Below are 21,254 nucleotides of genomic sequence, written 5' to 3'. Positions count from 1 at the left end.
CACTTGCAATGCAGGTGAGGGGCCTTTTTCAATCCTCCCACCAACCCAGCTGGTGGGAGCCTGCCTGCCGCTGGCGTCGTGCGCTCGCGTGGCAGGCGATAGGTTCGAGGTCATGAGCGAGTTCGCGGGGTTTCCGATCGCCGGGCCGGACTTCTACGAGGATCTCGAGGCCGATAACTCGAGGACGTTCTGGGCCGCCAACAAGCACCTATACGACGAGGCCGTCAAACGGCCGATGACCGCGTTGGTTGCCGATCTCGAGCCCGGCTTCGGCCCCGCCAAGATTTTCCGCCCCTACCGTGACGTTCGTTTTTCCAAGGACAAGTCGCCGTACAAGACCCATCAGGGCGCGGTGGTGCATACCGCGCCGGGCGTCGGCTGGTACGTCCAGATCGGCGCACCCGGGCTGTTCGTCGCCGGTGGCCTCTACGCGGCCACGCCCGAACAGCTGACGCGGCTGCGCACTACCCTCGACGACGACGTGCGTGGCACCGAGCTGGAGAAAATCCTGGACGAACTCGTACGGGCCGACTACACCCTCGGCGGCGACAAGCTGAAGACGCGCCCGAAGGGCTACCCCATCGACCACCCCCGCATCGACCTGCTGCGGCACAGAACGCTGGTGTCGAGCCGGGAGTTCGGCACGCCCGGCTGGCTCGCCACGCCCCGGACGGCCACGGAGGTCCGCCGGTCGTGGGAAACTCTGCGCCCCCTCGTGGAGTGGCTCGGGGCCGTCGTCGGCACATGAGTCCGGGGCCGGACCGGATCCTCGCCGTATTTCACCGGGGACTTCGCGCGCCGGAAAGCACGAGAGAAGCACCCGCCACCGAGGCGGCGGCGACCACCAGAGCGAACAGCGTCACCCCGAGCGCGAACCCGACGGCATCGCTCAGCGCACCGAGACCCAAGATCGCGACCCCGGCGACGGTATAGGCGCCGATATTGAGTGCGGCATTGGCCTCGGCCAGCCGGTCGGCCGGGATATCACCGTTGAGCAGGGAGAGACCGCCGAGCATACCGGGACCATAGGCGAGGCCGGCCAGCGCGGCTGCCAGCGCGAGGCCGGGCACCGAGGAGTGGCTGACCGCGAATACCAGGGTCGCGACGCAGGCGACGGTGCTCGCCGTGGCGAGCAGCAGCAGGCGCCGCACGGGCAGACCGCGCAGCGCGAACTGGACGCCGGTGGCGACCGTGAACGTCAGGCATGCCACGGCGCCGGCGACGATCCGGTTGGTGGTGCCGAGCAGTTCGGACAGCAGCGACGGCGCCAGTGACAGCGTGAACGCGGTGGTACTCAACGCCGGACCGGCGACCATCACGCCGATGAGCAGGTGGCGGCGTTTCGGGCGGGGCACCCGCGGCAGGCGGACCCAGCCGCGCGCCTGGGTCTCGGGTGGGCGCGGCATCGGCAGTACGGCGACCAACAGCAGCGCGATCAGCAGGAACAGGGTCTCGACCAGGAAAACGGTGACCGTCGGGCCCGGCGCGACTTCCGAGAGGATCCCGCCCAGCAGTGGTCCGAGCCCGGTTCCGGCCGCGATTCCGACGGCGCCGGCCAGCGCGCCGGAACGAAGGCGCGCCGGACCCGCGAGGTCGGTAACCGCGGCGACCCCGGCGGACACCATCGCACCGCTGGCGACACCGGTGAGTGTGCGGGCGGCGAACAGCGCGAGAGTACTCGGCGCGGCGGCGAAGATCAGCGCGGCTGTGATCGCGAGTACGAGGGCGGGCACCAGGACGGTCTTGCGCCCGAGGCGGTCGGAGACAACTCCGGACACCAGCAGAGCAACCGCCATTCCGGCCATGTAGCAGCAGAAGACGGCGGTCAGCGTGCTTTTACTGAAACCGAATTCGGCCTGCCAGAGGACGTAGAGCGGGGTGGCCGCGTTCGCCAGGACGAAAACGGCGGCAATGGGCCAGGCGGCGGACCAGATTCGAAGGTTCACCGTCCGGGCGCCCGGGGCGTCCGCGTCGAGAACAGCGGATACGGCCATATCGAACTCCTGCCTCAAGTACGAGTTTTTTCGAACCGATACGAACAGAGTCGAACTTTAGCAGCCTGTACGATAATTCTCGTACTGACAGAAGGAGAGCTGTGCCGGACGACAACTCGATCCCCGACCCGAACAAGGCCATCGCAGGCGAACCGCTCCCCGAGCCCACCCGTGAAGAACTACGCCTGGAAACCGTGCTCGCCGCCCTGAGCGACCCCCTGCGACTCGGGATCGTGCGCGCCTACTACTTGGAATCGGGCGGTATCCCGAAGCCGTGCGGCTGGTTTCCGATCGACCGCCCGAAATCGACCCGTACACATCATTGGCGGGTTCTGCGCGAGGCCGGACTGATCCGGCAGTGGCAGCACGGGCTGGAGCGACGCAATGTGGTACGCGTGGCCGATCTCGACGCCCGCTTTCCCGGCTTGCTGAAACTGGTGGCCGCATGGGAGCCGCCGGACTGACACCTCGCGGAACCTCACCAGCATTGTCTGTTACTCATCGTCCCACTAATGTGTATGGTCACAAGGCCCGGCGTCCACGCATCCGCACGACCGCGTGGCCGGTACCGGTGACGATCGAGGAGGATCGATGAGGCTGTTCCGCAACCACGCCTCCGAACGCGTGGCCGACCCGGGGCAGGTCGCGCTCAACGCCCGTGACGTCCATTTCGAGTGGGCCGGCATTCCACTGCACTGGATGAAATCCGATCCGATCGCCGCACATGTTCTCAATGCCCTGAACCTGCTGCTGCCCGAAGGCGAGCGCAGCTTCCTGACGACCTTCGGCGAGGCGCTGCCCTTCGTCCACGACGCCAAGCTGCGCGAGGACATGCTCGGTTTCATCGGACAGGAATCGATGCATGCGGAAACCCACGCCGGTTCGCACGAACGGCTGTTCACCGCGAACGGCATCGACCCGCAGCCATACCTGAAACAGGCCGAGTACGTTTTTCGCAAGACCATCGGTCCCCGGCGGTCCACCGCCACGCGGGCCGGCCGGCAGCAGCTGGTGGACCGGCTAGCGGTGATCGCCGCACTGGAACATTTCTTCGCTTTCCTGGGCGATTGGGTGCTCAACAGCGAACTGGAGAAGTTCGACGCGGATCCGCGCATGCTCGATCTGTATCGCTGGCACGGCGCCGAAGAGGTCGAGCACCGCAATGTCGCCCACGACGTCGCCGAGTACTTCGGGGTCGGATACCTGCGCCGGGGCGCGGTGATGCTGCTGGTCTTCCCGTCGTTCCTGGTACTGCTGATCCGCGGGACCAAGTACCTGGTGCACCGCGACCCGGCCCTGCCCGACCTCGGATATCCACGGCTGCTGCAACAAATTCTGCGGTCGATGTGGCGCGGCGCGCTCCCCGGGATCCGGGCCCTACTGGTGAGCGCGCTGTCGACCCTCGAACCCGGATACAGTCCGGAGACGGTCGGATCGACCGCACAGGCCGTCGCGTATCTGGCGCAATCACCCGCGGCCCGGGCGGCTTCATGATCCGGGACGCGCTACCGCTGCCCGCGGACCTGTACGGGCGGCGCCGGCGGGACCGCACTCTGCGCGTACTCGACGCCGTCGTCGGCGCCCGGCTGAACTGGACGGCCCTGACCAACCGGCGCGACCTGACACCGCGTATCGACGACCGGCGAATCCCCGTTGTGGTGACCGGACGCCGGGTGGAAGCCCACGACGAAGACGTGGTGAGCCTGCGCTTGGCCGCACCCGACCGGCGTGCCCTGCCGCGGTGGCGGCCCGGAGCGCATCTCGATATCGAACTGCCGTCGGGACGCCTGCGCCAGTATTCATTGAGCGGCGACCCCGCCGACAACTGTGAATACCGGATCGCGGTGCGCCGTATCCCCGGCGGGGAGGGTTCGAGCGAAGTGCACGATGCACTGTCCGTCGGGACGGCGCTGATGGTGCGAGGGCCGCGCAACGCCTTTCCCTTCGCCGCCCCCGGTTACGGATCCCCCGCCCGGCGAGTACGGTTCGTGGCCGGCGGTATCGGCATCACCCCGATCCTGCCGATGATGCGGCTGGCCGAAACCCTCGGCGTCGCCTGGTCGATGGTGTACACCGGGCGCACCCTGGACACCCTGCCGTTCCTGGACGAGGTGCGCGAGTTCGGCGACCGCGTAACCGTGCGCACCGACGACCGGCACGGACTGCCCACCGGCGCAGAACTGCTCGGCGGAGCCGGCGCCGGAACCGCGGTGTACTGCTGCGGACCGACGCCCATGATCGCGTCCCTCGCCGAGATCGTGCGCAGAATGCCCGGTACAGAACTGCATTCGGAGCGTTTCTCGGCGCCGCCCATCGTGAACGGTCAACCGTTCCAGATCCAGTTGGGTGCCGGCGGCGAGGTGATCGACGTGCCGGCCGACCGTTGCGCACTCGACGTTCTCCTCGAACACCGGCCCGACCAGCCGTATTCGTGCCGCCAGGGCTTCTGCCGGACCTGCCGGGTCCGGGTCGCGGCCGGCGTTCCCGACCACCGCGACCACGTCCTCACCCCCGCCGAACGCGACCAGGGCGACCTGCTGGTGTGTGTATCACGCTGCGCCGGTGGACGTCTCGTCCTCGACCTCTAGTCCCCCGCCGACAGCACCAGGAGAGCAACGTGACGGTATCGATATCCGACTACCCGGCGACCGAACGAACCGTGCACCACCGTGGTTTCGACCTCGCCGTCTACGAATACGGCGATCCGGACGCCGAAACCGTCGTCCTGGTGCACGGCTGGCCCGATACCCACCACCTGTGGAACGGCGTGATCCCGCTGCTGGCCCGGCGTTTCCACGTGGTCGCCTACGATACGCGCGGGCACGGCGCCTCCACCCGGACCGCACGGGTCGCCGATTTCCGGCTCGCCGAACTGGCCGCCGATTTCTTCGCGGTCGCCGATGCGGTGAGCCCGCAGCGGCCGGTGCACGTGCTCGCCCACGACTGGGGTTCGGTACAGGTCTGGGAAGCGGTCTGCGAACCGGGGGCGAGCGCCCGGATCGCCTCGTTCACCTCGGTATCCGGCCCGAACCTCGACCATCTGGCCGCCTGGGTGCGGGCCCGGCTGAGCCGGCCCGGCCCGCGCAATATCTGGCAGCCGTTCACACAACTACTGTCCTCGGCTTATACCGGGTTCTTCATGACTCCGGGTCTGCCGCGGCTGGCGTTCGGTGTGCTCGCCACCGAACAGCGCTGGCGGCGGTTCATCCAGCTCATGAACAACACCGCGCCGTCGACGATTTTCTTCGGCCCCACCCTGAAACAGGACATGGTGAACGGCCTGCTCATCTACCGGGCCAATATCATCACGCATCTGATGCGGCCGCGAGAGCGGACCACCGATGTCCCCGTCCAATTGATCGTCGCCGGGCGCGATATCGCGGTCCGGCCGGCCGGATACGACGATTCGGCGCGGTGGGTTTCGCGACTGTGGCGCCGCGATGTCCCGGCCGGGCACTGGATGCCGTTCTCGCATCCCGGCCTGCTCGCGACCGCGACCACCGAACTGGTCGACGCGGTGACGCAGGGCGAATTCACCACCGCAGGTACCGGAATCACCGGCGAAACACTCGGGTAGGTCCGGCGACTGCCGGTCACGGACGGGCCCGGTCCGTCCGCGCTGTCAGGAGAGCGGGGCTTCCGCCGCTCAGGAAACCACCGGCGGGCGCTCACCCGGGCCGGCGTTCGCACGGCTGAACCGCTCACCCCACTCGCGGATCTGGGTAATCAGCTCCGGCGGCTCGATTACCTCGAACTCGGCCTCGAGCGACCCCAGCGCCATGGTGGGCCAGTCCAGCGAATCGGTGGTCATCGAAACCCGGCAGCGCCCGGCATCGACGGCCTGAACCGAACCCCAGCGCCCGATCCGTTCCCGGACCGCTTCGGCCGGTGCCTCGACCAGGACTTCGATGCGGTACGGACGGGAAATCCGGTCCACCCCTTCCCGGACGAACTCCGCGGCATCGGCGGTAGGCAGCTCACGCGGCCGGAAACGGGAGCCGTCGCCCACCGGTGCGGTGAGCCGGTCGATCCGGAAGCTGCGCCAATCGTGCCGGGTGAGATCGAAGGCCACCAGGTACCAGCGACGCCCCAGGGAGACCAGGCGGTGCGGTTCGATATGGCGCTCGCTACACCGGCCGCCGGCCGCGGTGTAGGTGAAGCGCAGGCGTTCGCTGTCCCGGCAGGCCAGCGCGACGGTGGTGAGCACGGCCGGATCGGGCCCCGGGTCGTTGCGGCCACCCCAATCGGCCGGAACGGTCATCGCCCGGATCGCCTCCACCCGGCGGCGCAGCCGCGGTGGCATCACCTGCACCACCTTGGCCAGCGCCCGCACCGAGGATTCGGCGACTCCTTCGACCATGCCCTGCATCGCGACCTGCAGTCCGATGACCAGCGCGACCGCCTCGTCGTCGTCGACCATCAGCGGCGGCAGCGCCGCGCCGGCCGCCAACTGGTAGCCGCCGTCGACCCCGCGTTGCGCTTCGACCGGGTAGCCGAGGTCGCGCAGGCGGTCGATATCACGCCGCAGGGTCCGCGGGGAGATCCCGAGACGTTCGGCGAGCTCGGTACCCGGCCAGTACTTGTGGGTCTGCAGCAACGACAGCAAGCGCAGGGTCCGCGTGCTCGTATTCGCCATGACTTCGATTGTGCTCGAATTGCGGCCGGTTTCTGACCGCTGGAGGTGACTAGTTGGTACTGCCGTGCATAGAGATACCCGCGATGGTGCGGGCGGTGAGCGACCCGTCCGCGTGTTTGCGACCCCATATCCACACAGGCGCGCCGATATCGATACCGGCGGGATCGCTCGCGATCAGCACGTAGAGCTTGGTCGAACTATCGGAGTACACGATCACCTCCGCACGGGTGATCTCGCTGCGCACGGTGAGAACCCCGCCATCGTTGGCCCGGACCTTGCCGAAGACGAATCCGGACCCGACCTCCGGCGATGCGGGCCGGGCCGGCTCGGGTGGGGCGGACGCGGCGGGCTCCGGCCCGGTGGCTTCGGCCTGCGGAGTCGCCGCGACGAAGGTGGTGACCGCCGGCCTCCCGGCCGTATTCGGGTCGGTGACGCGACCGAGGCAGAAACCACCGGCAGCCAGCAGTACCGCGATCCCGAGCACCAGCCCCAGCAGGGCATGACCACCCCAATACGCCGGCCTCGCGCCGCCGTCCCGGTACGGATGGCCGGCAGTCTCCGGATCCCCGGTCCGCGACGATGCCACGCTCCCGTCGCCGCGAGGCCGTTTGCCGACGGGGATTCCGGCGCCGGAGCGATCCGGACCGGGCGGGCCGGGTTCGGTGGTTTCGAGTCCCCACTCCTGACCGCCGTCCGAGTCCCGGCCCGCCACGTCGGTGATTCGCGAGTTCAGGAGGCCGAACCGGGCTACGGGCAAGTCGACACCGTGGCGTGAGCCCGACCACGGTGTGCGCTTGCTGGACATAGTGCCAGGCTAGGCGGTTTGTTCAGACCCCTATCGTCACTGGCGGGGAGAAGCGCGCGGATGAAACCTCATCGCCGAGAGCATCTTTCGCGGCACTCGCAACATTTTCACGGCACGATCATTCCGCGGCGACCACCTCCAGCACCTGCTCGCCGTAGCGGGCGAGCTTGCTCTCGCCGACACCACTCACTTCCCCGAGCGCCGGGAGATCGCCCGGTTTGCGGGCTGCGATCTCGCGCAGGGTCGCATCGTGGAACACCACATAGGCCGGGACCCCCTGCTCCTTGGCGGTATCGGCGCGCCACTGGCGCAGCCGCTCGAACAGGGAGGTATCGGCATCGGTGAGTTCGACCGGAGCCGATTTCGCGGATTTGGCACTGCGTGCCGCGCGCGCGGGTGTCGGGCGTTCGGGTTCCCGGCGCAAGCGCACCGTCCGACCGTCGAAGAGGACACTTTCACTGGCCTCGGTCAAGGTGAGGACACCGTAGTCACCGTGCACCGCGAGCAATCCCTGCGCGAGGAGCTGCCGGACGACTCCACGCCATTCGGTATCACGCAGATCGGTGCCGACACCGAACACGCTCAGCTCGTGGTGGTCGTACTGCTGGATCTTCTGGTTCTTCTTGCCGAGCAGGATATCGATGAGGTGACCCGCGCCGAAGCTCTGTCCGCGTTCGCGTTTCAGGCGCAGCACGGCCGACAGCAGCTTCTGCGCGGCGACGGTACCGTCCCACGATTCGGGCGGGCGCAGGCAGGTATCGCAATTGCCGCACGACTGCGCGCGCTGCCCGAAATAGGCGAGCAACCGCGTGCGGCGGCAGTCGACCGTCTCGCAGAGTGCCAGCATCGCGTCGAGATGTAACTGCAACTGTCTGCGGTGCGCCGCGTCCCCGTCCGAGGAATCGATCAACCGCCGCTGCTGCACCACATCCTGTAGCCCGTACACCATCCAGGCCGTCGATGGCAGGCCGTCACGGCCGGCGCGGCCGGTCTCCTGGTAGTAGCCCTCCACGGATTTGGGCAGATCCAGATGGGCGACGAAACGGACATCCGGCTTATCGATCCCCATACCGAAGGCAATGGTCGCGACGATGACGAGCCCGTCCTCGCGCAGGAAGCGGGCCTGGTTCTCGGCGCGGGTCCGATGATCGAGGCCCGCATGGTAGGGCAGCGCGCGGATCCCGTTCTCGGTGAGGAAGGCCGCGGTCTTCTCCACCGAGTTCCGCGACAGGCAGTAGACGATTCCGGCGTCACCGGGGTGCTCGGTGCGCAGGAAATCGAGCAGCTGCCGGTCGGGCCGGTTCTTCGGCTCGATCCGGTATTGGATATTGGGCCGGTCGAAACTGGCGACGAACCGGCGCGAGCCGCCGAGGTCGAGCCGGGTGATGATCTCGTCCCGCGTCTTCTCGGTGGCGGTGGCCGTCAACGCGATCCGCGGGACATCCGGCCAGTGCTCGTGCAATACCGACAGTGCCAGGTAGTCGGGCCGGAAATCGTGACCCCACTGCGAAACACAGTGCGCCTCGTCGATCGCGAACAGCGCGATCCGGCCGCGGCGCAGCAGTGCGACCGTGGATTCCATCCGCAGCCGTTCCGGCGCGAGATACAGCAGATCGAGTTCCCCGGCCGCGAACTGCGCCTCGACGGCCCGGCGTTCGTCCGGGAACTGCGTGGAGTTGAGGAACCCGGCGCGCACGCCGAGCGCGCTCAGCGCATCCACCTGGTCCTGCATGAGTGCGATGAGTGGCGAGATCACCACCCCGACGCCGTCTCGGACCAGCGCGGGAATCTGGTAACACAGCGATTTGCCACCGCCGGTGGGCATGAGCACCAGGGCGTCGCCCCCGCCGATCACCTGCTCGACGATGGCGTGCTGTTCACCACGGAAGCTGTCGTACCCGAAGACCCGGCGTAATACCTCGTGGGCGGCGTCGTCGGGGTGAGCGAGAGGTGCCACAGCGGTGTCTTCGGCGGTATCCACGCGGCCATCCTACGAGCGACGGCGAGCTCCGCACCGCGCGAAGAACGGCCGGACGGGCCGGATCGCCGGGTTCATCCCCATGTGGACAACCCGGCGGCACCCGGAAACTACGTGGCCCGCCATCCGGCCGCAGCGGGATAAACCGTGGACGACACCCTGCGGCGACTGCGGCCACCTCCTGAGGTCGATCCGGCTCCCGTCGAGGCCACCCGCTGGTAACCGGAAAATCCGGAAAATATCGGTGCCGCCGTAATTGAGGTCAAAAAATGGCCGCTATACGCCATAACGTGGTTCTCGAACACGGAATCAACCACTGCGCCCACACCGACGGAAGGCGAAGATCATGGCCGCGACCTCCACCATCGACAAGACCAACGAGACCCTCTCCCCCGAGCGCGCCGACATCCTGGCCGAACTGCACAGCGCCCGCCACTTCCTGCGCTTCACCACCCGCGATCTCACCGACGAGCAGGTCGCATCGCAGCCCGCCCCGAGCGAACTGTGCCTCGCCGGCCTGATCAAGCACGTCACCGCGGTCGAACGCGGGTGGGTGGAGTTCATCGTCGACGGCACCTCGGCCATGAAGAACTTCGACGAGCTGACCGCGGAGGATTACGCCGAACGCGACGACGAATTCCGGCTGCTGCCCGGGGAAACCCTGGCCGGGATACTCGAGGCGTATGCCGCGGTCGCGGCCCGTACCGACGAAATGATCGCGACGCTGCCCGATCTGAACGCTGCCTGGCCGCTGCCCAAGGCGCCGTGGTTCCAGGAAGGCGAATGGTCGGCACGCCGGGTGCTGATGCACATCATCGGCGAGACCGCCCAGCACGCCGGTCACGCCGATATCATTCGCGAAGCCATCGACGGGGCGAAATCAATGGGCTGATATTCCGGTCCGGCCCGTCCCGGCAGGGGCGGGCCGCATCTCACCCGGTACGACCGCCCGGAAGGCGATGCACCGGCTCGGCTCCCCGGGCGCTACCGGGCGAACCGGTCCAGAACCGGCTGATGCAGGCGCCCGTTGGTCGCCACCGCGTCGCCACCGTGGGGGCCGGGCCGGCCGTCCAGCGAAGTGAAGGTGCCACCGGCCTCACGGACCAGGATGTCCAGCGCGGCCAGATCCCACAGCGAAACCTCCGGCTCGGTGGCGATATCCACGGCCCCCTCCGCGACCAGGCAATAGTTGAGGAAATCACCGTAGCCGCGCACCCGCCAGACCTCGTCGGTGAGGTCGATGAACTGCTCGCGCACACCGCGTTCCCGCCAACCGGACAGGCTGGAGAACGCGAGACTGGCCGAATCCAGTTCGCCGACGGCGGAGACGGTGATCGGCCGAGGCGCGCCGGGATGGAATACCGACCACGCGCCCTGCCCCGCGGCGGCCCACCAGCGCCGCGCGAGCGCGGGCGCACTCACCACACCCACCACCGGCACCCCGTCCTCGAGCAGGGCGATCAGCGTGGCCCACACCGGAACTCCCCGGACGAAGTTCTTGGTGCCGTCGATCGGATCGACCACCCATTGCCGGCCGGTGAACTCGGGGCTACCGCCGAACTCCTCCCCCAGCACCGAATCCTCGGGGCGGCCGTGCCGCAGCATTCGGCGGATCGCCTCCTCCACGGCCAGATCGGCGTCGGAGACGGGGGTGAGATCGGGTTTCGCGTCGACCTTCAGGTCCAGCGCGCCGAACCGTTCACGGGTGATGGTGTCCGCCTCGTCGGCCAGGCGTAACGCGAGTTCGAGGTCAGAGGAGTGAGCAGCCACAACGGAAACCCTAGCGAGTCGGCGCCGCACGGCCACGGCGCCGTACCGAGCTTGCCCCGGGTCCGCCTATCGCCGATGACACGCCCGCACCGACCGCGGCCTACCACCTGGTAGCGCTTACTGCGCGGCAAACCGCGCGGGTTTCCGACCCGATATCACACCGTGACCGCCCGCGCCGTGACCAACGCCTCCGCCCACCAGTGCACCCGGTCCAGCATGAGCTGGGCCGCCGCTTCCGGTTCGGCGGGCGCGAGCAACTGCCCGTCCTCGCCGAACAGCAGGTAGTAGCGCGGGAACGATACGTATTCGCGGACGGTGTGCGCATCCAGTTCACTGAACACCTGCCGCAGGTGTTCGATCGCGGTGAGCCCACCGGTGGCGCCGCTGTATCCGACGAAGGCGACCGGTTTGCGCTGCCACTGGGTGAAATGCCAGTCGATCGCGGCTTTGAGCGACGCCGGGTAGCTGTGGTTGTAATCGGGGGTCACGATGACGAACGCGTCGGCGGCCGACAGCCGTTCGGTGAGGTCGTGCATTCCGGCGGGACGTTCGGGATTCGGTTCCAGTGCGGGCGATACCGCGGGCAGCACCAGCGGGATATCGGCCTCGGCCAGATCGATCACATCGATCTCGAACCGCCCGTGCGCGGCGGCCTGCGCGGCGAACCACGCGGCCACGACGGTGCCGAACCGGCCATCCCGGACACTTCCGATGATCACCGCGAGACGCAACGGGGAAACGGACATGGTGTGCTCCATCCTGTCGGGCGACCCGGCGGCCGCCGTCTGATCTCGAATCTGCCGCGCCACCGGAGCCGCAGGGAGACCGCGCGAAGAGTGGTAGTGACAGGGACACCCTCGGCGGCCCCCACGCGGATACCGTGATCAGGTGAGCGAGAACGAGATGGGGCTGTTTCTGCGCAGCCGGCGCGAGGCCGTCCGGCCCGCACAGGTCGGGCTGCCCACCGGACCGCGGCGCCGGACCCCCGGATTGCGCCGGGCGGAGCTGGCGACGCTGGCCGGGGTGAGCGTGGAGTACATCACCCGGCTGGAACAGGGACGCGATCGCAATCCGTCACCGCAGGTGCTGTCCGCGCTGGCGGACGCCCTCGGCCTGTCCACCAACGAACGGGTCCACCTGTACCGGTTGACCAAGGCCGATACCGGGTTCAGCTGCACCGGCCCGGGCGCCCCGGTCCGGGATATCCGCCCTACCGTGCGGGCGTTGCTCGACCAGCTCGAACCTGCCGCCGCGGCGGTGGTCGACAGCCGGACCGAGGTACTGGCCTGCACGGCCGGCTATCGGCGACTGATGGCACCGACCGGCGCGCTCGATACCGACCACGGCAGCAATCTCGCCCGTTTCGTCTTCACCGATCCCCGGGCCCGCACGGTATACCCGGATTGGGATCATCAGGCCGACCATATCGTCGCCATCCTCAAACAGGGCCCTTTCCGCGCCGACCCACATATCGCGGCACTGGCCGACCAGCTGACGGTCGCCGCGGGGGCGGTCTTCACCGAACGACTGGCCACGGTTCCCAACCTGCCCGCTCCCGCCGGTATCGCGCGGCTGGAGCATCCGGAGGCCGGCCCGCTCCGCCTCGCCTACGAAACACTGGCCCTGTCCGCCGACGACGATCAGCAGATCATCGTGCAACTGCCGGCGGACCAGGCAACCGCCGACGCCCTGGACGATCTCGCCGGCCGGCATCACGGCGGCCTCCGAGCAGTATCGGGTTGACGCCCGCGCAGGCCACGGGCCCGCATCGAAGCCGTACCGAGGTCGCATTCTCGTCGGCACCGATCTCGCGGTGACCTCCCGCCGGTTCCACCGCGCCGTTCCGCGATATGCCCGGCGTAGCCGTGCTCCGGACGCGCTCCCCGCACCCGGCAACCGCCCCGTGCTCTTCCGCCCGGCCTCCCCGCTCTGCGCTCTGCGCTTCCTGCTCCGGACTCCCTCCGGGCCCTGCGCCCTGGGCTGATCGTTCGGCACCCGGCGCTGCTAGTAGCCTTGAACACCGTGCATCCTGACGTTACCGCCGACCTCGCCGAACTCGACGCGACCCTGAAGACCGTGGAGTCGGTCCTCGATATCGAGGAGCTGCGCCGTCGTATCGACGAGCTGGAGCATCAGGCCGCCGATCCCGAGTTGTGGAACGACCAGGATCACGCGCAGCGGGTGACCAGTGAACTGTCGCACGCGCAGGGTGAACTGCGCCGGGTCGAGGAGTTGCGGCAGCGTCTGGAAGATCTGCCCGTGCTCTACGAGCTGGCGGAGGAGGAAGAGGGCGAGGCGCGCACGAGTGCCTTGGCCGATGCCGATGGCGAACGCGCCGCGTTGCACACCGATGTCGAAGCCCTCGAGGTACGGACACTGCTGTCCGGCGAGTACGACAAACGGGACGCGCTGGTCAATATCCGCTCGGGTGCCGGCGGCGTGGACGCGGCCGACTGGGCCGAGATGCTGATGCGCATGTATATCCGCTGGGCCGACCGGCACAAGTACTCCGTGGAGGTGTACGACACCTCCTACGCCGAAGAAGCCGGGATCAAGAGCGCCACCTTCGTGGTGAAGACCCCGTACGCCTACGGCACCCTCTCGGTGGAGATGGGCACCCACCGGCTGGTGCGGATCAGCCCCTTCGACAACCAGGGCCGCCGCCAGACCTCCTTCGCCGAGGTCGAGGTGCTGCCGGTGGTCGAGACCACCGACCATATCGACGTCCCGGAAACCGATATCCGGGTGGATGTGTACCGGTCGTCCGGCCCGGGCGGGCAGAGCGTCAACACCACCGACTCGGCTGTCCGGATCACCCATATCCCCACCGGGATCGTGGTGACCTGCCAGAACGAGAAATCGCAGCTGCAGAACAAGGTTTCGGCCATGCGAGTGCTACAGGCCAAACTGCTGGAGCGTAAACGGCAGGAGGAGCGCGCCGAGATGGATGCGCTCAAGACCAACGAGGGCGCATCCTGGGGCAATCAGATGCGGTCCTATGTGCTGCATCCGTATCAGATGGTCAAGGATCTGCGCACCAACTACGAAGTGAACAACCCGTCCGCGGTGCTCGACGGCGATATCGACGGTTTCATCGAATCCGGGATCCGCTGGCGGATGAGTACAGTTCTCCAGGAGAGCTAGCGCGCCCCGATTCCGGGGCGGCGCAAGGGATCCGGAGTGGATGCGGGAGCGGGTGGTCTGATGCGTGCGGAAGGGACCGATACCCTGGCCCTGTCCCTGGCATTGTCGTCCGATGTGACGGGCTGGCTGCGTTCGTCGGGGCTCGAAATCGTCCTGCTGATCCTCGGGGCCATGTTGTTCGCCCGCTTCGCCACCTATGTGCGCGACCGGGTGACCCAGCGCATCGATTCGGGTTTCCGTGGCGGGGATGCGCTCGTACGGTCCGAGGAGGCCAAACACCGGCATGCGCTGGCCCAGGTGCTGACCTGGGTGGTGCTGACCGTCGCCTACGTGCTGGTTGCCATGGAAGTGCTGCAGCGGCTCGGGTTCTCCATGTCGGGGCTGGTCGCACCCGCCGCGGTACTGGGTGCGGCACTCGGTTTCGGTGCGCAGCGCATCGTGCAGGACATTCTGGCCGGGTTCTTCCTCATCACCGAACGCCAATACGGTTTCGGTGATGTGGTGCGGATCGCGGTGACCGGTGTCGCGGATCCGGCCGAGGGCACGGTGGAGGATGTGACGCTGCGGGTCACCAAATTGCGCAACCCGGACGGCGAGGTGATCACCGTCCCTAACGGGCAGATCGTGAAAGTGACGAATCTGTCCAAGGATTGGGCGCGGGCGGCGATCGATGTTCCGGTCGCGGCGAGCGCCGATATCCTGCGGATCAACGAAGTGCTGCACGAGGTGGGCGGGCAGGCCTACCGCGATCCCCGTCTCGAACCGCTGCTGCTGGACGAGCCGACGGTGATGGGTGTGGAGGATCTGACCGTGGACCAGATGAACATCCGGATGGTGGCCCGGACACTGCCGGGCAAACAGTTCGAAGTCAGCCGCGAGTTGCGGGTGCGGGTGGCCGCGGCGATGCGCCGGGAGGGTCTGAATGCGCGCGCGTAGATCGACGCTGGTTCTGGCGGGGAGCTGGATCACGACCTTCGTGCTGTACTTGTTCGTCAAGCCGGACGATATCGCCCAGCACAAACCCGCCCCTGCCCCCGCTGCCCCGGTGGCCCAGGTTCCGGCGCTGGTGGTTCCCGGCCGGTAGCGGCCCGGGCACCGCCCGCCGACGGGTTCGTTATCGAATGGTTACACTGACTCCTCGTGATCACCCTGCGCGACGTCAGCAAGTCGTATCCGACCGCGACGCGAGCCGCATTGGAGAACGTCACCGTCCATATCGACAAGGGTGAGTTCGTCTTCCTCATCGGCCCCTCCGGTTCCGGTAAATCGACCTTCATGCGGATGCTCATCAAGGAGGAGATCCCGACCGGAGGCGAGATCCACGTCGCGGATTTCCGGGTGGACCGGCTGCCCGGACGGCGAGTCCCGCGGTTACGGCAACGGGTGGGCTGCGTGTTCCAGGACTTCCGGCTGCTGCAACAGCGGACTGTCACCCAGAATGTGGCGTTCGCGCTGGAGGTGATCGGTAAACGCCGCCAGTTCATCGACCGGACCGTGCCCGAGGTGTTGGAGTTGGTGGGGCTGAGCGGTAAAGCCGACCGGCTGCCCAGCGAACTGTCCGGCGGCGAGCAGCAGCGGGTCGCGATCGCGCGTGCCTTCGTGAACCGCCCGCTGGTGATGCTGGCCGACGAGCCCACCGGCAACCTCGATCCCGAGACGAGTTACGAGATCATGCTGCTGCTCGAGCACATCAACCGGATGGGTACCACCGTGCTCATGGCCACCCACGATCCCCTGATCGTGGACGGTATGCGCCGGCGGGTGGTGGAACTCTACGAGGGCCGGTTGGTCCGCGATCAGGCGACCGGCGGTTACGAGGTGGGCCGGTAATGCGCGCGGATTTCCTGTTCGGCGAGGTCTCCGAGGGCCTGCGCCGCAACGTCACCATGACGCTGGCGATGATCCTGACGACCGCGGTATCGCTGACCATGCTGGGCGGCGGCATCCTGGCGATCCGGATCGCCGACAAGACCGAGCAGTACTTCCTGGACCGCCTCGAAGTGCGGCTGTATCTGACCGAGGACATCTCCGCGAACGATCCGGACTGCGTGAACGATCCGTGCCGGACGCTGATGGCCGATCTGAAATCCGTCGACGGCGTGGAAACTGTGCAATACCTCAATCGCGATGCCGCGGTACGCGAGGCCAAGGAGAAAACCTTCAAAGATCAGCCGGAACTGGCGGAGTACGTGAGCGAAACCCCATTACCGGCATCGCTGCGGGTCAAGATGACCGATGCCGCGCTGTACCCGACGATCTACGAGCAGTTCTCCGAGAGCCCCGGAGTGGGCATGGTGCGCAACGACAAGGACATCGTGGACCGGCTGGTGAGCCTGTTCGACGGGTTGCGCAACGCGGCGTTCGGCATGGCCTTGTTACAAGCGGTGGCGGCACTGCTGCTGATCGCGAACATGGTGCAGATCGCGGCGTTCACCCGGCGTACCGAGGTGCACATCATGCGTTTGGTCGGCGCTACCCGCTGGTACACCCAGTTGCCGTTCCTGCTGGAGGCGGTGGTGGCCGCGCTGGCGGGTGGTGTGCTCGCCACGGCCGGTCTGTTCGCGGCCCGCCCGCTGGTGATCGACCGGGCGCTGGGCGATCTGTTCGCGAGCAACGTCTTCCCGGCGATCACCTTCGACGATATTTTCACCACCGCCCTCATGGTGGTGCCGGTCGGCGTCGTGTTCGCCGGGCTCACCGCGTACGCCACCCTGCGCTGGTACGTACGCGAATAGCGGCACCGGCCGGTCCCCCCCTTTCCCGACGACCACGGCGCCTTTCGCGGCCCATCCGCGGACGCTTTGCGGCACCGCCCGCCCCTACCGGACGGGCGGTGCCGCTTTTAGGTCGGCGGGCGCTCCGAGTACGTCCGCTCACCAGGACAGGACTCGCACTCGACGCCGTTCTTACTCTTCAGTAAGATAGCCTTACTCCGCAGTAAGATAGCTGGGGCCAGACCCTCACCCCGCGCGAGAAAACAGGTGATGATGAGCATTCGAGACAGCGCTACCAAGCGGCGTCCGGACAACGGCGTCCGCCAGGAGAACGGGGTGGGCCTGCACCAACCCAAACGGGATTGGATGGGCGCCGCCATGCGGGTCATGTCGACGATCACCGGCTCGGAGCTCGCCGAGAAATACAACCTGCGCAAACCGATCGACCGGGTGACCTACGAGAGCACAAAAACCGGTTTCCGGACACTCGGCGCCGCGACCCGCGCCTTCAACAAGGTCGCCGGTGGCGGCGCGCCCAAGCGGCTACCGGACAACGAGGCGAAGACCAAGGACTACTTCGATCTCACGCCCACCGACGAACAGCAGATGATCGTCGAAACGGTGCGTGAGTTCGCGGCCGAGATCCTGCGCCCGGCCGCGCACGACGCCGACGAGGCCGCCGCCGCACCCGAAGACCTATTGGGTCGCGCGGCGGAACTGGGTATCACCCTGATCAATGTCCCCGAGGAACTCGAGGGCGCGGCCACCGAACGCGGCGCCGTCACCAACACGATGGTGGCCGAGGCGCTCGCGCACGGGGATATGGGACTGGCCCTGCCGCTGCTCGCGCCCAGCGGGGTCGCCGTCGCGCTGTCCCAGTGGGGCACCGACGCCCAGCAGCAGACCTACCTGCCCGCCTTCACCGGGGAGAACGTGCCGCAGGCATCGGTGGTCATCAGCGAACCGCGCGCCCTGTTCGATCCGTTCACCCTCCGGACCAAGGCCGTACGCTCCCCCGGCGGTTACCGGCTCAACGGCGTGAAGAGCCTGGTCCCGGCCGCCGCCGACGCCGAGGTGTTCGTGGTCGGCGCGGAGCTCGACGGCCGTCCGGCGCTGTTCATCGTGGAATCCGACGCCCAGGGACTGTCGGTGGAAGCCGACCCCAGTATGGGTCTGCGGGCGGCCGGTCTCGGCCGGCTGATCCTGGACAATGTGGCCGTCGGCGCCGACGCCGTTCTCGGCGAGGGCGATGCCAAACAGCACGCCGCCGACTACCGGGATGCGGTGCAGCTGGCCCGCCTGGGCTGGGCGTCGCTGGCCGCCGGCACCGGCCAGGCAGTACTCGACTACGTGATCCCCTACGTCAACGAGCGGGAGGCGTTCGGCGAACCGATCAGCCACCGGCAGGCGGTGGCCTTCATGGTCGCCGATATCGCGATCGAACTCGACGGCCTGCGTCTGGTGACCCTGCGCGGCGCCGCCCGCGCCGAACAGGGCCTGACCTTCGCCCGCGAGGCAGCACTGGCCAAGAAGCTGGCGACCGACAAGGGTATGCGGTTCGGTCTCGACGGTGTGCAACTGCTCGGTGGGCACGGTTTCACCAAGGAGCACCCGGTCGAACGCTGGTATCGCGACCTGCGCGGTATCGGCGTCGCCGAGGGAATCGTGTTGGTGTAGTTCCCGGCCGCTGCGGATTCATATCTTCTCAGGAGACTTTCCATGATCAATCTCGAACTGCCGAAGAAGCTGCGGGCCAGCGCGAACCAGGCGCATCAGGTGGCCGCGCAGATCTTCCGGCCGATCTCGCGCAAATACGACCTCGCCGAACACGAGTACCCGGTGGAGCTCGACACGATGGCCGCTATGGTCGACGGGCTCAGCGATTCCGGCACCCAGAAGATCAGCGGCGCGGCCGGCGGCCGGTCCGACGAGTCCGCCGCGGGCACAGCCCCCGCGACCATGCCCGTCAACGCCAACGGCGGCAATATGTCGGCCCTGCTCAACGCTCTGGAAACGTCCTGGGGTGATGTGGGGCTGATGCTGTCGATCCCGTATCAGGGATTGGGCAATGCCGCGATCGCCGCGGTCGCCACCGATGAGCAGCTGGAACGGTTCGGCAAGGTATGGGCTTCCATGGCCATCACCGAACCGAGCTTCGGCTCCGATTCGGCCGCCGTCACCACCACCGCCGTCCTCGACGGCGACGAATGGGTGCTCAACGGCGAGAAGATCTTCGTAACCGCCGGTGAGCGCTCCACCCATATCGTGGTGTGGGCCTCGGTGGACCGCAGCCTCGGCCGCGCCGCCATCAAATCGTTCGTGGTCCCGCGCGATGCCCCCGGACTGTCGGTGGCCCGGCTGGAGCACAAGCTCGGTATCAAGGCTTCCGATACCGCGGTACTGCTGCTGCAGGACTGCCGGATCCCGAAGGACAATATCCTCGGCAGCCCGGAAGTGAACGTGGAGAAGGGTTTCGCGGGGGTCATGCAGACCTTCGACAACACCCGCCCCATGGTCGCGGCGATGGCGATCGGCGTCACCCGGGCCGCGCTCGAGGAACTGCGCACCATCCTCACCGAGGCGGGTATCGAGATCTCCTACGACACCCCGCCGAACAACCAGCACGCCGCGGCGGCCGAATTCCTGCGCATGGAGGCCGACTACGAATCCGCCTATCTGCTGGCCATGCGGGCGGCCTGGATGGCCGACAACAAGCAGCCCAACTCGCTACAGGCGTCGATGTCGAAAGCGAAAGCGGGCCGTACCGGTACCGATGTCACGCTGAAATCGGTCGAACTGGCCGGTGCCGTGGGTTATTCGCAGCGCCTGCTGCTGGAGAAATGGGGCCGCGATTCGAAGATTCTGGACATCTTCGAGGGCACCCAGCAGATCCAGCAGCTCATCGTCGCCCGCCGGGTCCTGAACAAGACCAGCGCCGAACTGAAGTAAGCAGGTCGGACACGTAAACCGGTCCGAGCCCCCGTTGGGGCCCGGATCGGTTTCTCGTGTGCCGGTGAGAGCGCTCGAACACGTATCAGCTCGCAGGCCGCTTGCCGGCCGTCACCGGCGCGACGCTCCGCTCTGTGGGCGACCTCGTCGACCGCCTGGCGTGCCGGATGCGTTCGATCTCACCTCAGGTGCCGGGCGAAGAACCGGTTCGCCTCTTCCCCCGCGTACGGCGGAACGCCGGTGTGTCCGCCCATGTTGGCGTGCAGTGTCTTCTCCGCGGAGCCGAAGGCGTCGAACAAGTCCAGGGCCATCTGCCGGTCGTTTCCTTCGTCGTCCCATTGCAGCAGGACGTGTAGCGGAACGGTCACCTGCCGGGCCTCGGCGAGTATGGCGCTGGGCACGAAACTACCGGCGTACATGACGGCGGCCGCGATGCGCGGCTCGACTGCCGCCAGCCGGGTGCCGATGGAGATCACCCCGCCCGAATAGCCGACCGGGCCGCCGATCTCGGGCAGCGCGAGGAGGGCGTCCAGGGCGGCCCGCCATTCCGGGACCGCCTGGTCGACCAGCGGGAGAATGAGCCGGTCGACGATATCGCCGGTGACCGGCCCGCCGGTCTGCAACGCCCGGTGCAGGTCGGCGCGGGCCTGATCGGTGACAGCGGAGCCGGGCCGGTCACCGCCGCCGGGGAGCTCGATGGTGGCCGCGGCGTAGCCCTCCGCCGCGGCCTGCCGCGCCCTGGCCAGCAGCCGCGGATACATCTTCTGCAGGCCGAGCGGAGGATGGCCGAGCAGGATCAGGGGCGTCGGTGTGGACACCGCTGTCGGCGTCCACAGGATGCCGGGAATCTCGCCGAGGGTGAATACGCGTTCGCGGATATCGTCGGCGAGGCGCTGTTCGGTAATGAATTGCACGGTCGTACCTTCCGGGAGTGCTGTGGCGCTCCCGGACGATCTATCGCCCGACCGTGACCCCGAAGCGGAGCACCCATGTCGATACTGCGTTCACGGATACCACCTCCTCGTTCTCTGGCACGGCCCTGGAAAGGTAGCAGTGGCCGCGCTCGTTCGCCATCGGATTACCTGGCCGGCCGCCGATCGGGAATCACAACCGGCCGTTCGCGCTCCCCCTCGCCCGGGAACAGATGCCGGCGAACCGAGATTGCGCCCGCGACGCCCGCGCGGCGGTCTGGACAGTGCGCCGACCGGGTGACATGTTGGTGACGACGCTTTTCGCGATTTGCTCGACCCGGCGGGTTCGCATC

Annotated in this window: 21 protein-coding genes; 14 read left to right on the top strand and 7 right to left on the bottom strand. The window is 67.6% G+C overall.

Translation table 11 applies throughout. The features are described 5' to 3' along the window. Nucleotides 1–112 precede the first annotated feature (112 nt). Nucleotides 113–748: a DUF2461 domain-containing protein gene (locus tag IU448_RS18245; protein WP_195056803.1), complete on the top strand. Its 636-nt coding sequence runs from the start codon at nucleotides 113–115 to the stop codon at nucleotides 746–748. 31 nt (nucleotides 749–779) lie between these two features. On the opposite strand, the gene IU448_RS18240 is transcribed toward IU448_RS18245, so the two are convergent. Then, complete coding sequence (locus IU448_RS18240; protein ID WP_195056802.1) at nucleotides 780–1,994, bottom strand: MFS transporter; 1,215 nt, start codon at nucleotides 1,992–1,994, stop codon at nucleotides 780–782. A gap of 101 nt (nucleotides 1,995–2,095) precedes the next feature. On the opposite strand from IU448_RS18240, the gene IU448_RS18235 reads away from it, so the two are divergent. The 4 genes from IU448_RS18235 to IU448_RS18220 all read left to right on the top strand — a co-directional run bounded on the left by IU448_RS18235 (nucleotide 2,096) and on the right by IU448_RS18220 (nucleotide 5,571). Beyond that, complete coding sequence (locus tag IU448_RS18235) at nucleotides 2,096–2,458, top strand: ArsR/SmtB family transcription factor (protein WP_228813327.1); 363 nt, start codon at nucleotides 2,096–2,098, stop codon at nucleotides 2,456–2,458. 127 nt (nucleotides 2,459–2,585) lie between these two features. Further along, on the top strand, nucleotides 2,586–3,488 hold the full coding sequence (locus tag IU448_RS18230) for a metal-dependent hydrolase (protein ID WP_195056801.1): 903 nt from the start codon (nucleotides 2,586–2,588) through the stop codon (nucleotides 3,486–3,488). Beyond that, a complete protein-coding gene (locus tag IU448_RS18225) occupies nucleotides 3,485–4,582 on the top strand; it encodes a PDR/VanB family oxidoreductase (RefSeq protein WP_195056800.1) in 1,098 nt (365 codons plus the stop codon). Before IU448_RS18230 ends, IU448_RS18225 begins: the two co-directional genes overlap by 4 nt. 29 nt (nucleotides 4,583–4,611) lie before the next feature. Further along, the gene (locus IU448_RS18220) at nucleotides 4,612–5,571 is read left to right on the top strand and encodes an alpha/beta fold hydrolase (protein WP_195056799.1); all 960 of its coding nucleotides are present in this window, start codon (nucleotides 4,612–4,614) and stop codon (nucleotides 5,569–5,571) included. Nucleotides 5,572–5,640: 69 nt separating this feature from the next. Here the strand turns inward: IU448_RS18220 and IU448_RS18215 are convergent, their stop codons facing one another. From IU448_RS18215 to recQ, 3 genes are all read right to left on the bottom strand, one after another. Next, nucleotides 5,641–6,630 (bottom strand): helix-turn-helix transcriptional regulator, encoded by a 990-nt coding sequence (locus IU448_RS18215; protein ID WP_195056798.1) that lies wholly within the window; start codon nucleotides 6,628–6,630, stop codon nucleotides 5,641–5,643. 49 nt (nucleotides 6,631–6,679) lie between these two features. Then, nucleotides 6,680–7,435: a hypothetical protein gene (locus tag IU448_RS18210; protein WP_195056797.1), complete on the bottom strand. Its 756-nt coding sequence runs from the start codon at nucleotides 7,433–7,435 to the stop codon at nucleotides 6,680–6,682. Between the two features lie 118 nt (nucleotides 7,436–7,553). After that, a complete protein-coding gene (gene recQ / locus IU448_RS18205) occupies nucleotides 7,554–9,416 on the bottom strand; it encodes a DNA helicase RecQ (protein ID WP_280458144.1) in 1,863 nt (620 codons plus the stop codon). 343 nt (nucleotides 9,417–9,759) lie between these two features. Between recQ and IU448_RS18200 the strand changes: the two genes are divergently transcribed. Beyond that, nucleotides 9,760–10,305, top strand: coding sequence for a DinB family protein (locus IU448_RS18200; RefSeq protein ID WP_195056796.1), 546 nt, complete (start codon nucleotides 9,760–9,762; stop codon nucleotides 10,303–10,305). A gap of 92 nt (nucleotides 10,306–10,397) precedes the next feature. On the opposite strand, the gene hisN is transcribed toward IU448_RS18200, so the two are convergent. Next, nucleotides 10,398–11,183, bottom strand: a complete 786-nt coding sequence (gene hisN / locus IU448_RS18195) for a histidinol-phosphatase (RefSeq protein WP_195056795.1) — start codon at nucleotides 11,181–11,183, stop codon at nucleotides 10,398–10,400. Between the two features lie 155 nt (nucleotides 11,184–11,338). Further along, nucleotides 11,339–11,929, bottom strand: a complete 591-nt coding sequence (locus IU448_RS18190; RefSeq protein ID WP_195056794.1) for an NADPH-dependent FMN reductase — start codon at nucleotides 11,927–11,929, stop codon at nucleotides 11,339–11,341. Nucleotides 11,930–12,071: 142 nt separating this feature from the next. Between IU448_RS18190 and IU448_RS18185 the strand changes: the two genes are divergently transcribed. From IU448_RS18185 to IU448_RS18150, 8 genes are all read left to right on the top strand, one after another. Then, nucleotides 12,072–12,926, top strand: a complete 855-nt coding sequence (locus IU448_RS18185) for a helix-turn-helix domain-containing protein (protein ID WP_195056793.1) — start codon at nucleotides 12,072–12,074, stop codon at nucleotides 12,924–12,926. Between the two features lie 279 nt (nucleotides 12,927–13,205). Next, nucleotides 13,206–14,327, top strand: a complete 1,122-nt coding sequence (prfB, locus tag IU448_RS18180) for a peptide chain release factor 2 (RefSeq protein WP_195056792.1) — start codon at nucleotides 13,206–13,208, stop codon at nucleotides 14,325–14,327. A 60-nt stretch (nucleotides 14,328–14,387) separates the two neighbouring features. After that, a complete protein-coding gene (locus IU448_RS18175; protein ID WP_195056791.1) occupies nucleotides 14,388–15,263 on the top strand; it encodes a mechanosensitive ion channel family protein in 876 nt (291 codons plus the stop codon). Beyond that, nucleotides 15,250–15,411 (top strand): hypothetical protein, encoded by a 162-nt coding sequence (locus IU448_RS18170; RefSeq protein ID WP_195056790.1) that lies wholly within the window; start codon nucleotides 15,250–15,252, stop codon nucleotides 15,409–15,411. The genes IU448_RS18175 and IU448_RS18170 overlap by 14 nt, the downstream gene beginning before the upstream one ends. Before the next feature lie 56 nt (nucleotides 15,412–15,467). Next, entirely contained in the window at nucleotides 15,468–16,157 is a 690-nt protein-coding gene (ftsE, locus tag IU448_RS18165) for a cell division ATP-binding protein FtsE (RefSeq protein ID WP_195056789.1), read from the top strand. Continuing rightward, nucleotides 16,157–17,062 (top strand): permease-like cell division protein FtsX, encoded by a 906-nt coding sequence (gene ftsX / locus IU448_RS18160; RefSeq protein ID WP_195056788.1) that lies wholly within the window; start codon nucleotides 16,157–16,159, stop codon nucleotides 17,060–17,062. Before ftsE ends, ftsX begins: the two co-directional genes overlap by 1 nt. A 246-nt stretch (nucleotides 17,063–17,308) precedes the next feature. Then, complete coding sequence (locus IU448_RS18155; RefSeq protein WP_416383018.1) at nucleotides 17,309–18,718, top strand: acyl-CoA dehydrogenase family protein; 1,410 nt, start codon at nucleotides 17,309–17,311, stop codon at nucleotides 18,716–18,718. Nucleotides 18,719–18,760: 42 nt separating this feature from the next. Then, the gene (locus IU448_RS18150; protein ID WP_195056786.1) at nucleotides 18,761–19,990 is read left to right on the top strand and encodes an acyl-CoA dehydrogenase family protein; all 1,230 of its coding nucleotides are present in this window, start codon (nucleotides 18,761–18,763) and stop codon (nucleotides 19,988–19,990) included. 179 nt (nucleotides 19,991–20,169) lie between these two features. Here IU448_RS18150 and IU448_RS18145 read toward each other — a convergent pair whose 3' ends face one another. Then, nucleotides 20,170–20,904, bottom strand: a complete 735-nt coding sequence (locus IU448_RS18145; RefSeq protein ID WP_195056785.1) for an alpha/beta hydrolase — start codon at nucleotides 20,902–20,904, stop codon at nucleotides 20,170–20,172. Between the last annotated feature and the right edge of the window lie 350 nt (nucleotides 20,905–21,254).

The organism is Nocardia flavorosea, assembly GCF_015477805.1.
In the GTDB taxonomy this organism is placed as follows: domain Bacteria; phylum Actinomycetota; class Actinomycetes; order Mycobacteriales; family Mycobacteriaceae; genus Nocardia; species Nocardia flavorosea_A.
Note: the sequence above shows the minus strand (reverse complement) of the source record. Positions and strands in the feature narration are given on the sequence as shown.